General features: G+C 53.4%; 13 protein-coding genes. 3 read left to right on the plus strand and 10 right to left on the minus strand.

What is annotated here, in order from left to right:
* Positions 1–22: 22 nt before the first annotated feature.
* The 6 genes from nuoF to lrhA form a co-directional block, all read right to left on the minus strand.
* Positions 23–1,360 (minus strand): NADH-quinone oxidoreductase subunit NuoF, encoded by a 1,338-nt coding sequence (gene nuoF / locus WM95_RS17035; protein ID WP_023312536.1) that lies wholly within the window; start codon positions 1,358–1,360, stop codon positions 23–25.
* Positions 1,357–1,857 (minus strand): NADH-quinone oxidoreductase subunit NuoE, encoded by a 501-nt coding sequence (nuoE, locus tag WM95_RS17040; protein WP_006176513.1) that lies wholly within the window; start codon positions 1,855–1,857, stop codon positions 1,357–1,359. The genes nuoF and nuoE overlap by 4 nt, the downstream gene beginning before the upstream one ends.
* 2 nt (positions 1,858–1,859) lie before the next feature.
* Positions 1,860–3,662 (minus strand): NADH-quinone oxidoreductase subunit C/D, encoded by a 1,803-nt coding sequence (gene nuoC / locus WM95_RS17045; RefSeq protein ID WP_023312537.1) that lies wholly within the window; start codon positions 3,660–3,662, stop codon positions 1,860–1,862.
* 89 nt (positions 3,663–3,751) lie between these two features.
* Entirely contained in the window at positions 3,752–4,426 is a 675-nt protein-coding gene (nuoB, locus tag WM95_RS17050; RefSeq protein ID WP_003861482.1) for an NADH-quinone oxidoreductase subunit NuoB, read from the minus strand.
* A 15-nt stretch (positions 4,427–4,441) separates the two neighbouring features.
* Complete coding sequence (gene nuoA, locus WM95_RS17055; protein WP_014171000.1) at positions 4,442–4,882, minus strand: NADH-quinone oxidoreductase subunit NuoA; 441 nt, start codon at positions 4,880–4,882, stop codon at positions 4,442–4,444.
* A gap of 631 nt (positions 4,883–5,513) precedes the next feature.
* Positions 5,514–6,452 carry a transcriptional regulator LrhA gene (gene lrhA, locus WM95_RS17060; RefSeq protein ID WP_063409251.1) on the minus strand — a complete coding sequence of 313 codons (939 nt, stop codon included), beginning with the start codon at positions 6,450–6,452 and terminating at the stop codon, positions 5,514–5,516.
* A 937-nt stretch (positions 6,453–7,389) separates the two neighbouring features.
* Here lrhA and alaA point away from each other — a divergent pair.
* Both alaA and yfbR read left to right on the plus strand, forming a co-directional pair.
* A complete protein-coding gene (gene alaA, locus WM95_RS17065) occupies positions 7,390–8,604 on the plus strand; it encodes an alanine transaminase AlaA (protein WP_008500204.1) in 1,215 nt (404 codons plus the stop codon).
* A 94-nt stretch (positions 8,605–8,698) separates the two neighbouring features.
* Positions 8,699–9,298, plus strand: a complete 600-nt coding sequence (yfbR, locus tag WM95_RS17070; protein ID WP_023312539.1) for a 5'-deoxynucleotidase — start codon at positions 8,699–8,701, stop codon at positions 9,296–9,298.
* An 81-nt stretch (positions 9,299–9,379) separates the two neighbouring features.
* Here yfbR and WM95_RS17075 read toward each other — a convergent pair whose 3' ends face one another.
* The 4 genes from WM95_RS17075 to yfbV all read right to left on the minus strand — a co-directional run bounded on the left by WM95_RS17075 (position 9,380) and on the right by yfbV (position 13,001).
* Positions 9,380–11,212, minus strand: coding sequence for an SLC13 family permease (locus WM95_RS17075; RefSeq protein ID WP_063409252.1), 1,833 nt, complete (start codon positions 11,210–11,212; stop codon positions 9,380–9,382).
* A 75-nt stretch (positions 11,213–11,287) separates the two neighbouring features.
* On the minus strand, positions 11,288–11,947 hold the full coding sequence (locus WM95_RS17080) for a sugar phosphatase (protein WP_045402709.1): 660 nt from the start codon (positions 11,945–11,947) through the stop codon (positions 11,288–11,290).
* A gap of 11 nt (positions 11,948–11,958) precedes the next feature.
* Positions 11,959–12,453: a YfbU family protein gene (locus tag WM95_RS17085; RefSeq protein WP_023312542.1), complete on the minus strand. Its 495-nt coding sequence runs from the start codon at positions 12,451–12,453 to the stop codon at positions 11,959–11,961.
* Between the two features lie 92 nt (positions 12,454–12,545).
* On the minus strand, positions 12,546–13,001 hold the full coding sequence (gene yfbV, locus WM95_RS17090; protein WP_023312543.1) for a terminus macrodomain insulation protein YfbV: 456 nt from the start codon (positions 12,999–13,001) through the stop codon (positions 12,546–12,548).
* Positions 13,002–13,338: 337 nt separating this feature from the next.
* Between yfbV and ackA the strand changes: the two genes are divergently transcribed.
* A complete protein-coding gene (gene ackA / locus WM95_RS17095; RefSeq protein WP_023312544.1) occupies positions 13,339–14,541 on the plus strand; it encodes an acetate kinase in 1,203 nt (400 codons plus the stop codon).
* Positions 14,542–14,567: the final 26 nt, after the last annotated feature.

Here is a 14,567-nt window from a genome sequence, read left to right on the forward strand (position 1 = left end):
GCGTTAATCAAAATTCTTGTCGTTACCAGCGCGCTTTAAGCAGGTTCGGCTGAATCCCATTAATCGCATGGGTATTACTGAACGGCTGCTTGATACCTGCTTCGAACTCGTCGCGGAAATATTTGATCGCGCTCTGCAGAGGTTCGACGGCACCCGGTGCGTGGGCACAGAAGGTTTTACCCGGGCCTAAGAATCGACACAGTTGCTCAAGCGTCTCGATATCCCCAGGCTGGCCTTCGCCACGTTCGATTGCACGCAGGATCTTCACGCTCCACGGCAGACCATCACGGCACGGTGTACACCAGCCGCAGGACTCGCGGGCGAAGAACTCTTCCAGGTTACGCACCAGCGAGACCATGCCGATCTCGTGGTCGACGGCCATCGCCAGCGCCGTACCCAGACGGCTGCCTGCTTTACCAATGCTTTCGAATTCCATTGGCAGATCAAGGTGGGCTTCGGTCAGGAAGTCTGTCCCTGCCCCACCCGGCTGCCAGGCTTTGAATTTCAGGCCATCGCGCATGCCGCCAGCGTAGTCCTCAAGAATTTCACGTGCGGTGGTACCGAACGGCAGTTCCCAGACGCCAGGATTTTTAACGCGACCAGAGAAGCCCATCAGCTTGGTACCAGCATCTTTGCTTGAGGAGATGCCCTGATACCACTCCACGCCGTTGGCGAGGATAGCCGGAACGTTACACAGGGTTTCAACGTTGTTTACGCAGGTCGGTTTACCCCATACGCCGGAGCTTGCCGGGAACGGTGGCTTGGAACGCGGGTTCGCGCGGCGGCCTTCCAGGGAGTTAATCAGCGCGGTTTCTTCACCGCAGATATAACGTCCTGCGCCGGTGTGCACGAACAGTTCAAAGTCAAAGCCGGTACCCAGAATGTTTTTACCCAGCAGGCCCGCTTCGGTGGCTTCGGCAATCGCGCGACGCAGGTTTTCCGCCGCTTCGATGTACTCACCGCGCAGGAAGATGTAGCCACGGTAGGCTTTCAGCGCAAACGCGGAGATCAGCATGCCTTCCACCAGCAGGTGCGGCAGCTGTTCCATCAGCAGGCGGTCTTTATAGGTGCCCGGCTCCATTTCATCGGCGTTACACAGCAGGTAACGGATGTTCATGGATTCGTCTTTCGGCATCAGGCTCCACTTCAGACCGGTGGAGAAGCCCGCACCGCCGCGCCCTTTCAGGCCGGAGTCTTTCACCGCGTTAACGATGTCGTCCGGCGCCATGCCGCCAAGGGCTTTACGCGCGCCGGCATAGCCGTTTTTGCTCTGGTATTCATCGAGCCATACCGGCTGTTTGTCATCGCGCAGACGCCAGGTCAGCGGATGCGTCTCAGCAGTACGAATTACAGTTTTCATTTGTACTGCTCCAGCAGGTCAGGAATCGCTTCCGGCGTCAGATGGCTGTGAGTGTCCTCATCAATCATCATGGTCGGCCCCTTGTCGCAGTTACCCAGGCAGCAGGTTGGCAGCAGGGTAAAGCGTCCATCGAACGTGGTCTGGCCCGGCTTGATATTGAGTTTTTTCTCAATCGCAGCCTGAATGCCCTGATAACCGGTGATGTGGCAGACAACGCTGTCACAGTAGCGGATCACATGGCGGCCTACCGGCTGACGGAAGATCTGGCTGTAGAACGTGGCTACGCCCTCTACGTCACTTGCCGGAATACCCAGCACTTTCGCGATCTCATAGATCGCCCCATCCGGCACCCAACCACGCTGTTTCTGTACGATTTTCAGCGCTTCAATGGACGCCGCACGCGGGTCTTCGTAGTGGTGCATCTCGTGCTCAATAGCGGCACGTTCTGCTTCACTCAGCTCAAAAGCCTCGGTTTGTGGTTGTTGATTCTCGTGCATAATTAGCGGTCCACATCTGACATAACAAAATCGATACTACCCAGATACACAATCAGGTCGGAGACCAGACTGCCGCGGATGGCGGACGGGATCTGCTGCAGGTGCGCAAAGCTCGGCGTACGTACGCGGGTACGGTAGCTCATGGTGCTGCCGTCACTGGTCAGGTAGTAACTGTTAATACCCTTGGTCGCTTCAATCATCTGGAAGGATTCTTGCGCCGGCATGACCGGACCCCATGAAACCTGCAGGAAGTGGGTGATCAGGGTTTCGATATGTTGCAGCGTGCGCTCTTTCGGTGGCGGCGTCGTCAGCGGGTGATCCGCCTTGAACGGGCCTTCCGGCATGTTGTTGAGGCACTGCTCAAGGATGCGCAGACTCTGGCGCAGCTCTTCCACTTTCAGCATCACGCGGGTGTAGCAGTCGGAAACACCGCCGCCCACCGGGACTTCAAAGTCGAAGTTCTCGTAGCCAGAGTAAGGGCGCGCTTTACGCACGTCGAAATCAATACCGGTCGCACGCAGACCTGCACCTGTCGTACCCCACTCCAGCGCTTCTTTCGCGCCGTAGGCAGCAACGCCCTGGGAACGGCCTTTCAGGATGGTGTTACGCAGCGCGGCTTTCTCGTAAGAGGCCAGACGTTTTGGCATCCAGTCGAGGAACTCACGCAGCAGACGGTCCCAGCCGCGCGGCAGATCGTGTGCCACACCGCCGATACGGAACCAGGCCGGGTGCATACGGAAACCGGTAATCGCTTCCACCAGATCGTAGATTTTCTGACGGTCGGTAAAGGCGAAGAAGACCGGGGTCATCGCGCCGACGTCCTGAATGAACGTGGAGATGTACAGCAGGTGGCTGTTGATACGGAACAGTTCTGACAGCATAACGCGAATCACGTTAACGCGATCCGGCGTAACGATACCCGCCAGTTTCTCAACGGCCAGCACGTATGGCATTTCGTTGACGCAGCCGCCGAGGTACTCGATACGGTCGGTATACGGAATGTAGCTGTGCCAGGACTGACGCTCGCCCATCTTCTCAGCACCACGGTGGTGGTAGCCGATGTCCGGAACGCAGTCGACAATCTCTTCGCCATCAAGCTGAAGAATAATACGGAATGCACCGTGCGCAGACGGGTGGTTTGGACCGAGGTTGAGGAACATGAAGTCCTCGTTGTCGGTACCGCGCTTCATGCCCCAGTCTTCCGGTTTGAAGGTCAGCGCTTCCATTTCCAGATCCTGTTTGGCTTTGGTCAGCTCAAACGGATCGAATTCGGTTGCACGTGCCGGGTAGTCTTTACGCAGCGGGTGGCCGGTCCAGGTCTGCGGCATCATGATGCGCGTCAGATGCGGGTGGCCGTCGAAGGTCATGCCGAACATTTCCCAGGTTTCACGCTCATACCAGTTCGCGTTCGGGAAAAGTTTGGTGATTGTCGGCAGATGCATGTCGTTTTCAGACAATGCCACCTTGAGCATGATATCCGTATTACGGTCTATTGAGATCAGGTGGTAGAAAACGGAAAAATCCGCAGCAGGGAGACCCTGGCGGTGGGTACGCAGACGTTCATCCATGCCGTGTAAGTCAAACAGCATGACGTACGGTTTTGGCAATTTCTTGAGGAAATCGACAACTTCCAGCAATTGCTCACGCTTCACCCAAACAACGGGTACCCCGGTGCGGGTAGCCTGAACAGTAAAGGCATCCGGCCCAAAACGGTTGCGCAGTTCGCCAATGACTGGGTCATCCAGATGATCCCGGGTCTGCCAGGCGGCTTCTTGCGCGGTTAAGTCGGTCATATTGTTCACCATTGCAAATGGTCCGTGGTGACTGTTGAGCCTGGCTTCGCGCTATTTGAGTAGTGATATGCGAAGGTGTTCTCCAGGCCTACAGGCGCAAATTAAATTTCGTCAGGCGTACGCAGGTTGGTGACGGCAATACGTTCACCACGTTTACGCTCGCGCTCAGACTGCATGTTCGCGCGATACACACCCTGATCGCCAACAACCCACGACAGTGGGCGACGTTCTTTACCGATAGATTCCTGCAGCAGCATCAGCGCCTGCATGTAAGCTTCCGGACGTGGCGGACAACCCGGGATGTACACATCCACTGGGATAAATTTATCTACGCCCTGCACGACGGAATAAATGTCGTACATACCGCCAGAGTTTGCACATGCGCCCATGGAGATAACCCATTTTGGCTCCAGCATCTGGTCATAAAGACGCTGAATAACAGGTGCCATCTTGGTAAAGCACGTACCGGCTACCACCATCAGGTCAGCCTGACGCGGGGAAGCACGGAGTACCTCGGCCCCAAAACGCGCAACGTCATGCACCGCAGTGAATGACGTCACCATTTCAACGTAGCAGCAAGAAAGGCCAAAGTTGTAAGGCCAGATGGAGTTCTTACGACCCCAGTTGACCATATCGTGCATGGCATGTTCGAGCTTGCCCATGTACACGCTTTTATTGACTTCTTGCTCCAGGGGGTCGGTTACGATCTCCTGTTTTTGCAGGGGGTAACGGTCATTCTCACCGTTAGGATCTATGCGGGTGAGCGTATAATCCATCTTATTGCCTCGCTGTTACTGCTGACGATTAGAGATACTGTTTTCCGGGTTGATGTGTTCACGACGTGAACGCGCAGGCGTCCAGTCAAGCGCGCCAATACGCACCAGATAAACCAGACCGGCCAGTAGCACTAAAATGAAAATTGCGGCCTCGACAAAGCCCACCCAACCACTTTCGCGGATGGACGTTGACCATGCGAAAAGGTAAAGCGCTTCCACGTCGAAGATGACGAAGAACATGGCTACCAGATAGAACTTGGCAGACAGGCGTAAGCGAGCGGAACCTACTGAATCAATACCTGATTCGAAAGGTGTGTTTTTGTGCCTTGCACGGGCGCGACCGCCCAGGAACCAGCCGCCGACTAACATCAGGCAGCACAGGCCAATGGCTACAATAAGAAAGATTGCGAATGCCCAGTGATGAGCGATGACTTCTGTGGATGTTGACATACTCATTGCTTACTCATCAAAAGTGATACCAACGACACTGCTCTTGCTGGCAGATGGGCATCACATCGATTCATGGGGAGGAACAAATAACCTTACACTAACTGTCAGAAATGAGACGTAGACAGCAAAATGATGGGGTTTTTTACTCCTTTCTATAACCTATTGTCAACTTTAACAAAGGTTTCTTCACATTAAATTACATCGAGCGATTCTCATTAACATTTGGTGCCCTTTAACCCTGGTGGGTGCATGACTTTCCGTCAAATGTATGTTGTTGAATCGTGTCCGTTTCGGAAGTAAAAAAAATAACCCTCCTATTTTGACAGGATTTGCCAACGATTCCTCCCCCCAAATAGGAGTATTTTCTTGATCTGCGACACGCTTTTGTTAATTCAACATAGAAAACGGCAACATATTTCCTGTTTTTTTAACATGAGAGGGATATGGGCGAAGTTAGAACGGAAAACGGACAAGTTTTAAGCAAAAGCATTCAGCTTATTGATAAATAAGAGAGTCCCCTGAAAACCCTTGCGCCATAAGCGGGTATTATTGCGTAAAAAAAGCCACTGCATGTGAAAATCACACGAGTGGCTGTTTTTTACACTTACATTTTGTTACCAGAATATTGAGCTATCGATCACTCAAAATCCCCTTCGACGATCAGGGAGTCATCCCCCCCTTCGGAGGTAACGCGCTCGAACTGCCACGGGTTATGGTAATTTTCCATCGCCTCGAACACCACTTTGGCCAACTCATTATGGCTGGACGAATTGTGGCAGAGCAGATACTCCGTATCCGGCAGCGCAGGAAGACCATCGGATTTCCCCAGGACGCGCAGATCGGGGCTCATCATCTCTACCGGACGGGCCGTTACGCCCAGACCGGCCTTCACGGCGGCACGAACCGCTGGCAGCGTGGAAGCCACATACGCCAGACGCCACGGAATGTTGGCCTCATTCAGCGCCGTGAGCACCATATCGCGGAACGGGCTCGGGTCATCAAGCAAGACCAGCGGAACCGGCTCCCCTTTTTGCAGCACATACTCGGCTGCACAATACCAGTGCGTAGGCGATGTGCGCAGCGTCAGGCAATCAAACTGCCCGGGACGATGCGTCGTCACCACCAGGTCGACTTTATGCTCATTTAACATCTCAATCATAAAGGCGTTACGTTTTACGCTAACGTCAAGCGCAAGCTTCGGATAAACCGAACTAATACGATTGAGAAGAAACGGCAATATAGTATCCGCTGACTCATCAGATGCGCCTAACGTTAGCACTCCTTGAAGGTTGCTAAACATTAATGACATACATGCTTCATCATTAAAGCGAAGAATTTTCCTGGCATAACCCAGTAGCTGAATACCGTGTTCCGTTAAGAGCTTATTACGTCCGTGACGTGCAAAAAGCTCTTTACCGACCAGCTGCTCCAGCCGCTGCATTTGCTGGCTAACGGCGGACTGAGTTCGGCAAACGGCGGCAGCAGCTGCTGCAAAAGTGTTGAGATCGGCGACCGCAACAAACGTTCTCAGCAGATCGAGGTCGAGATTCATTATCGGACGATTTGCATTTATCATATCTATTCACTTTCAGGTTGCTCGTGCGGAGCTGCCCGGGTTGAAGCTGTGTGTAACAGTTAAGCAATTCCCTCTGAAGGTTTTCCCTCGCATCCCGGCCCGGCAGACTGCCTGACAGATAGTTATTGTGCTGCTTTATATCAACAGTCAGAAAGCACGTTTCATGACGTTATTTTTATTCTCTTAAACGTTCAGGATATTTAGATGTTCGCAGGTTTATGTAAATTACATTAAAGGTATAACACCTTTTCTGCCATCTTTATCGCAGCGCTGTCAACGTAGCAGGAGATGTGCGACACATTCCAGCCAGAGATAACTCCAACAATAACAATCAATTAATTCGAAAAGTCAGTGCCAGATATACAAAATTCTTGCATCTGTCCTCTGCTTTCCTGAAAGACATCTTAACCCAAATCCACTTTATTTATAAGTCTTATTGCAATATTGAGGATTAAAGAAGAATGTTAAGCTTCTAAACTAATTTTATTAAAATTAACTAAAGTTGCATTTTATAGGTTAATAATAAATAAATTTTAATTTAGATTAAGACCATTCATTAATGGCACTTAACATTAATTTCACATGAGTAACTTTTAGCCACATTATGCTTTTACAGGAACATGTATCAAGCATTCAGGTTTTACGAAAAGTCACGCAGGGTGATTGCTACCCTTGTCAGGTTCACCACTTATTTTTCCCAGCACAATATACAGAATTTTGACAAATGAATAGCACGTTTAACCTGTCATCGTGCTATGCGCACAACTTTAAGACAGTAAAAAAGCTAACGCACAGCGAAAAAGATTTATCAAAATTTTGCTTCCGGCACAAAATCTTCTACTGCACACCCTTCAAAACGAAGCGAGGGGGGAGTACATTATTCCGTGCTGACTTCCACGGCAGGGAGCGGCAATAATAGCGAAAAGGTTAAAGGTTCATGTCCCCTATCGAAAAATCCAGCAAGCTAGATAACGTCTGTTATGACATCCGCGGCCCGGTTCTGAAAGAGGCAAAACGCCTTGAAGAGGAAGGCAACAAGGTTCTGAAACTCAACATTGGTAACCCTGCGCCATTTGGTTTTGAAGCGCCGGATGAAATTCTGGTTGATGTGATCCGCAACCTTCCTACTGCACAAGGCTATTGCGATTCAAAAGGACTTTACTCCGCACGTAAAGCCATCATGCAGCATTACCAGGCACGCGGTATGCGTGATGTTACCGTTGAAGATATCTATATCGGCAACGGCGTTTCCGAACTGATCGTGCAGGCGATGCAGGCGCTGCTGAACAGCGGGGACGAAATGCTGGTGCCCGCGCCGGACTATCCGCTGTGGACGGCTGCCGTATCACTGTCGAGCGGTAAAGCCGTGCACTATCTGTGCGACGAGTCCTCCGACTGGTTCCCGGACCTCGATGATATTCGCGCGAAAATTACGCCCCGCACGCGCGGCATCGTGATCATTAACCCGAACAACCCAACGGGCGCAGTGTACTCAAAAGAGCTGCTGATGGAGATCGTCGAGCTCGCCCGCCAGCACAACCTGATCATCTTTGCCGACGAAATCTACGACAAGATCCTGTACGACGCGGCACAGCACCACTCAATCGCTGCGCTGGCTCCGGACCTGCTGACCGTCACCTTTAACGGCCTGTCTAAAACCTACCGCGTGGCCGGTTTCCGCCAGGGCTGGATGGTACTGAACGGTCCGAAAAAGCACGCCAAAGGCTATATTGAAGGGCTGGAGATGCTGGCTTCCATGCGTTTATGTGCCAACGTTCCGGCGCAGCACGCGATCCAGACGGCGCTCGGCGGCTATCAGAGCATTAGCGAGTTCATCGTTCCCGGTGGTCGCCTGTATGAACAGCGCAACCGCGCGTGGGAGCTGATCAACGATATCCCGGGCGTCTCCTGCGTGAAGCCGAATGGCGCGCTCTATATGTTCCCGAAAATTGACGCGAAGCGCTTTAATATTCACGACGACCAGAAAATGGTGCTCGATTTCCTGCTGCAGGAAAAAGTGCTGCTGGTTCAGGGTACGGCGTTTAACTGGCCGTGGCCTGATCACGTGCGCATCGTGACGCTGCCGCGCGAAGACGATCTCGAAATGGCCATCAGCCGCTTCGGGCGCTTCCTCTCCGGATACCATCAGTAATCTTAAAATCAGGCTACTTCGGTAGCCTGATTTGCATCTTCCCTCCCCTCCCCGCACAATGAACGCCTGTCGCAGTGAAGACAAAAGGTAACCTATGAGTCAGAGTCATTTCTTTGCCCACCTCTCCCGCCTGAAACTCATCAACCGCTGGCCGCTGATGCGCAATGTCCGCACGGAAAATGTCTCAGAGCACAGTCTGCAGGTTGCGATGGTCGCTCACGCGCTGGCCGCCATTAAAAACCGCAAATTCAACGGTCAGGTCAATCCAGAGCGCATTGCCCTGCTGGCGATGTACCACGATGCGTCAGAAGTGCTGACCGGCGACCTGCCTACGCCGGTGAAATATTTCAACTCGCAGATTGCGCAGGAATACAAGGCCATCGAAAAGATTGCCCAGCAGAAGCTGATTGACATGGTGCCGGACGAGTTGCGCGACATCTTTGAGCCACTCATCGATGAGCATCAGTACACGGAAGATGAAAAGTCGCTGGTCAAACAGGCCGACGCGCTCTGCGCCTACCTGAAGTGCCTGGAAGAGCTGTCTGCAGGGAATAACGAATTTTTACTGGCGAAAACGCGTCTGGAAAAAACGCTGGAATCCCGCCGCAGCGAAGAGATGGACTATTTTATGCAGGTGTTTGTGCCGAGCTTCCATCTGTCTCTGGATGAGATCAGCCAGGATTCACCGTTGTAATCTGTTTGCCCCGCAGCGCTGCGCTTGCAGGGCCTACGGGTTGTTGGCCGGGTAAGGCGCAGCCGCCGCCCGGCAAAATTATCAGAACGGGAACAGAACCGGTATCAATACCACGCACACCACCATCACCAGCACGGTGAACGGCACGCCCAGCTTCACGAAATCACTGAACCTATAATTCCCGGGCCCCAGCACCAGCGTATTCACCGGTGAAGAAACTGGCGTCATAAACGCCGCGGAGGCCGCCATTGCGACCATCATCGCAAAGGGATACGGCGACACGCCCATGGATTTGGCCATCGCCAGCGCAATCGGCGCCATCAGCACCGCCGTCGCGGTGTTGGAGATAAACAGACCGATGGTGGCGCACATGATAAACAGACAGACCAGCATCATGTACGGCCCATACCCGCCCCCAACATCCATTAAGCCTCTAACGATCAGATCCACCCCGCCGGTTTTTTGCAGCGCCAGGGCAAAAGGCATCATCCCGACAATGAGGATAATGCTCGGCCAGTGAATAGCTTTATACGCGCTTTCGGCGTCAATGCAGCGGAATTTCCCCATCAACAGGCAGGCGATAATTGCCGCGACCGGATTGGGAATTTCATCGGTCAGCATCAGCGCCACCATCAGCACCAGACAAAAAATCGCGTGGGGCGCCTGGCTGTGCGCCGGGGAGGCGTCGCTCTCCTCGACAGGCATGTTGAGCACCACAAAATCGCGCCCTTTTTGCCCGAGCTGGCTTATCAGCTTCCAGTTACCGACAACCAGGAAGATATCGCCCAGCAGGATCGGCTCATCCACCACAGCCCCTTCCATCGCCACGCCATCGCGCTTCAGCCCCACGACATTCAGGCCATAGCGGGTTCGGAATCCCATTTCCCGCACGGTTTTGCCCAGCAGTTCCGACTCCGGGATCAGCGATACTTCGGCCATGCCGACATCCAGCGCCTGATCGGAGAAATACTCCCCGCGCAGCACCATCGGTTCCAGCAGCTGTTCGCTGCAAAACTCGCGCAGATCCACGTCAGCGGTCGACATATCAATCAGCAGGACGTCCCGCGCGCGGAATTCCGACACCCCGTTAACGTTGACAATCACCCGGCGAAAACGACGCCAGCGCTCTACGCCGATCACGTTCGCGCCATAGCGCTCACGCAGCTTCAGGTCGTCAAGACGCTGTCCCACCATCGGCGAGCCGGGGCGAATAGCCAGACGGCGCGCGCGCCCGGTGAGACGATACTCTTTAATCAGATCGCGGAAGGTGCGTCGCTTCCACCCTTCTTTATTTTTGTCCTGTTTTTCACCTTTCAGGGCAAACCGGGTCAGCAGCATGTAGACCACGCCCAACACCAGAATGACCAGCCCGAGCGGGGTGACGCTGAAAAAACTGAAGCCCTGGAATCCTTCCCGGATAAGCTCGCTGTTGACGACCAGGTTCGGCGGCGTTGCCACCAGCGTCATCATGCCGCTGATCAAACCGGCAAAACTCAGGGGCATCATCAGACGCGACGGCGAGATCTGCATCCGCATGGAGACGCTCAGCACCACCGGGATAAAGATGGCGACCACGCCCGTTGAGCTCATAAACGCCCCCAGCCCGGCGACTGTCACCATAAGGTAGATCAGCATTTTGGTTTCGCTGCTGCCCGCCACCTTGACCAGCCACGACCCCATGATGGTTGCCACGCCGGTACGCACCAGCCCATCACCGATAATAAACAGGGCGGCAATCAGGATAACGTTGGGATCGCTAAACCCGGAGAAGGCTTCCGGCAGCGTGAGCGTACCGCTCAGCACAAACGCGACGATGACAAACAAGGCGACGGCGTCCATGCGTGCCTTGCCCGTTGCAAAAAGAAGGATGGCGATTAAAAGCAGGCTCAGGACCCAAATCAGTTCACCGTTCACAACATGTCCTTGTCAGTGGGAGATGAGGAATTTTGCCATAAAAAAGCCCCAGCAATGTGGGGCTATATCATGTGATTACATTTTTAGCGAGACGGTTACAACCCCGTCAGAGGCTTTCGAAACAGCCAGCGCCGTCAGTGAATCCAGCACAAAGTCTGCCTCCTCCAGGCGGGGAGATCCCGCCGGAACGTTAACGGCGATAACGTGGCTTCCGGCGTTCAGCCCGGCCAGTACGCCAGCGGCCGCATCTTCCACCACCACGCACTCTGCGGGCGCTAGGCCCAGCAGTTCAGCGCCCAGTAAAAACGCGTCGGGCTCCGGTTTACCGCGCTTTACGCGCTCCGCAGTGATAAACACTTCCGGCTTCGGTAAACCTGCCGCCTTATGACGGGCGTGGGCGACGGGAATGGAGCCAGAGGTGACGATAGCCCACGGGATCTGCGCCTCGTTCAGATGCTCAAGCAATTCGCGCGCGCCCGGTAAGGCTGTGATGCCGTCCGTATCCGTGGCTTCAATGTGTTCCAGGTATTTGAACTCCGCCTGAATTTCGTCCTCAGAGCGTCCGGCCAGGAAGTGCCGTAGCGAGGTGATGGCCTGTTTGCCATGGATAAAATTCAGCACGTCCTGATGGTCGATGCCATGTCGGTCAGCCCAATGGCACCACGAACGCTCCACAACCGGCAGCGAATCCACCAGCGTACCGTCCAGATCAAACAGAAAACCTCTACACTGCACACGCACCTCCGTCAGGCGTTAATGATTTGTTGAATTTCGTTGCTGCTTAAATGGTACTGACGCGGGCAGGCGTGCCACGCGCTTAGCATACGCTGATATTTTTCCCACATTGGGGTCTGCGCGTTGAAGCCGTGGGTGCCCGCGTCAAAGTGGGTATAACGCCCTTCTGTATTCACCATAAAGCGAACATAGCTCAGATAACGCGCTTCCGTTGCGGCATCAAAGCCTAAGAAAGTCACGCGGCGCTCGTCAATGGACTGCTGATCTTTGAGATTCGTCCAGGAGACGTGCAGAGCGTGATACATCTCCATAATGTCGATCACGATGCGACAGGTTTCTTCTTTCAGCTCGCCAAACTCGCGGTCCAGTTCGCGCATTTGCAAACCAAAACCGCGTTCGACGATGGTTTGCAGGCGGCTGTAGCGCGCAGCGTTATCGGGATCAAGCATAGTCATCATCTTGTACTGGTTAGACAAAATCAGACGTTGAGCATGGGTCATTTCCATCTTTCGACTCCTGTAGCGCATTGCACTTTAAAAAAAAGACACGGTAACTGATTGTTACTGTGCCTTCTTTTCGTCGTCGTTTCGATGATCAATCACAAGTCATCGAGGAATGTTTTATCCAGTTGCTTAAAAGCGCGCTTTAAGGTGTCCGCCAGCGCCTGGTAGTCCGGCTTGCCTTCAACCGGGGCGAGCGCCTGCCCGGCCTCCTCCAGTTTTCCGCGCACTTCATAAAACCAGTGTAAAATAGATGGGGGAAGTGGCGTGATGGAGCGTTTACCTAACCACCACAGGCCCTGCATCGGCAGGCTTAATGCGAAGAGCGCCGTCGCGACGGCAGGGCCAAGCTGGCCGCCCAACGCAATCTGCCAGCACAGCGTAAAGACAGCGACTGGCGGCATAAAGCGAATCGCATAGCGCGTGGCGCGAATGGTGCGATTCTCAATGAACATCGGCGCAAGGCGCTTTTCCATCGGCCACGTCTTTGCGTAATGCTGTCCCCGACGAAACAGACTAAAGAAATTTACGGACGGGTTCTCTGGTGTCGACATGGCTGTACCTCAACTTCACATATAAAAATTAAAATTTTCGTGCAAAACCACAACAAGCTATGACAACGTTCAAAATATTTTGTCATCTCTACCCCGTATCGGGTATCCTGTGCCAGCCTGATAGGGCCTTAGACGAGAATCATTAACTCGTCAAATTATTGCACATTATGCCATTGGCTGAAAATTGTGCAAAATGGCATAAAATCATAGTTATTTCTTCCATCATGCCACAATGTTCGTTTGGCATGATGTTAATCATAAATGTCTGAGTCATCATGCGTTACGCTGTTAGACTCACTGACGTTTTTTTAGCCACGTATCAATAATAGGTACTTCCATGTCGAGTAAGTTAGTACTGGTTCTGAACTGCGGTAGCTCCTCACTGAAATTCGCCATCATCGATGCGCTCAACGGTGACGAATACCTCTCTGGTTTGGCCGAATGTTTCCATCTGCCTGAAGCACGTATCAAGTGGAAGATGGACGGCAGCAAACAAGAAGCGGCTTTAGGTGCAGGCGCCGCTCACAGTGAAGCGCTGAACTTTATCGTTAACACTATTCTGGCACAAAAACCAGAACTGTCTGCTCAGCTGACTGCGATTGGTCACCGTATCGTCCACGGCGGCGAAAAATACACCAGCTCCGTCGTCATCGACGAATCTGTGATCCAGGGCATCAAGGACTCTGCGTCCTTCGCACCGCTGCACAACCCGGCTCACCTGATCGGTATCGCTGAAGCGCTGAAATCCTTCCCGAATCTGAAAGACAAAAACGTGGCCGTATTCGACACCGCGTTCCATCAGACCATGCCGGAAGAGTCTTACCTCTATGCCCTGCCATACAGCCTGTACAAAGAACACGGCGTACGTCGCTACGGCGCGCACGGCACCAGCCACTTCTATGTGACTCAGGAAGCCGCAAAAGTTCTGAACAAGCCGGTTGAAGAACTGAACATCATCACCTGCCACCTGGGCAACGGTGGTTCTGTTTCCGCTATCCGCAACGGTAAATGTGTTGATACTTCCATGGGTCTGACCCCGCTGGAAGGTCTGGTGATGGGTACTCGTTCCGGTGACATCGACCCGGCGATCATCTTCCACCTGCACGACACCCTGGGCATGAGCGTTGACCAGATCAACAAAATGCTGACTAAAGAGTCTGGCCTGCTGGGTCTGACCGAAGTCACCAGCGACTGCCGTTACGTTGAAGACAACTACGCAGAGAAAGAAGACGCTAAACGTGCAATGGACGTTTACTGCCACCGTCTGGCGAAGTACATCGGCTCTTACACTGCGCTGATGGAAGGCCGTCTGGACGCGGTTATCTTCACCGGTGGTATCGGTGAGAACGCGGCAATGGTTCGTGAACTGTCCCTGGGCAAACTGGGCGTTCTGGGCTTCGACGTTGATCACGAGCGTAACCTGGCTGCCCGCTTCGGCAAGTCTGGCTTCATCAACAAAGAAGGCACCCGCCCTGCTCTCGTTATCCCAACTAACGAAGAACTGGTCATTGCGCAAGACGCGCACCGCCTGACTGCCTGATTCCACACCGCCAGCAATGCTGGCGG

The sequence above is a fragment of the Enterobacter cloacae complex sp. ECNIH7 genome (genome assembly GCF_002208095.1).
GTDB classification, from domain to species: domain Bacteria; phylum Pseudomonadota; class Gammaproteobacteria; order Enterobacterales; family Enterobacteriaceae; genus Enterobacter; species Enterobacter cloacae_M.

Excerpts from the sequence above, each read along its gene's own strand:
- nuoF (WP_023312536.1), bottom strand. The coding sequence starts at position 1,360 with ATGAAAACTGTAATTCGTACTGCTGAGACGCATCCGCTGACCTGGCGT.
- nuoE (WP_006176513.1), bottom strand. The coding sequence starts at position 1,857 with ATGCACGAGAATCAACAACCACAAACCGAGGCTTTTGAGCTGAGTGAA.
- nuoC (WP_023312537.1), bottom strand. The coding sequence starts at position 3,662 with ATGGTGAACAATATGACCGACTTAACCGCGCAAGAAGCCGCCTGGCAG.
- nuoB (WP_003861482.1), bottom strand. The coding sequence starts at position 4,426 with ATGGATTATACGCTCACCCGCATAGATCCTAACGGTGAGAATGACCGT.
- nuoA (WP_014171000.1), bottom strand. The coding sequence starts at position 4,882 with ATGAGTATGTCAACATCCACAGAAGTCATCGCTCATCACTGGGCATTC.
- lrhA (WP_063409251.1), bottom strand. The coding sequence starts at position 6,452 with ATGATAAATGCAAATCGTCCGATAATGAATCTCGACCTCGATCTGCTG.
- alaA (WP_008500204.1), top strand. The coding sequence starts at position 7,390 with ATGTCCCCTATCGAAAAATCCAGCAAGCTAGATAACGTCTGTTATGAC.
- yfbR (WP_023312539.1), top strand. The coding sequence starts at position 8,699 with ATGAGTCAGAGTCATTTCTTTGCCCACCTCTCCCGCCTGAAACTCATC.
- WM95_RS17085 (WP_023312542.1), bottom strand. The coding sequence starts at position 12,453 with ATGGAAATGACCCATGCTCAACGTCTGATTTTGTCTAACCAGTACAAG.
- yfbV (WP_023312543.1), bottom strand. The coding sequence starts at position 13,001 with ATGTCGACACCAGAGAACCCGTCCGTAAATTTCTTTAGTCTGTTTCGT.
- ackA (WP_023312544.1), top strand. The coding sequence starts at position 13,339 with ATGTCGAGTAAGTTAGTACTGGTTCTGAACTGCGGTAGCTCCTCACTG.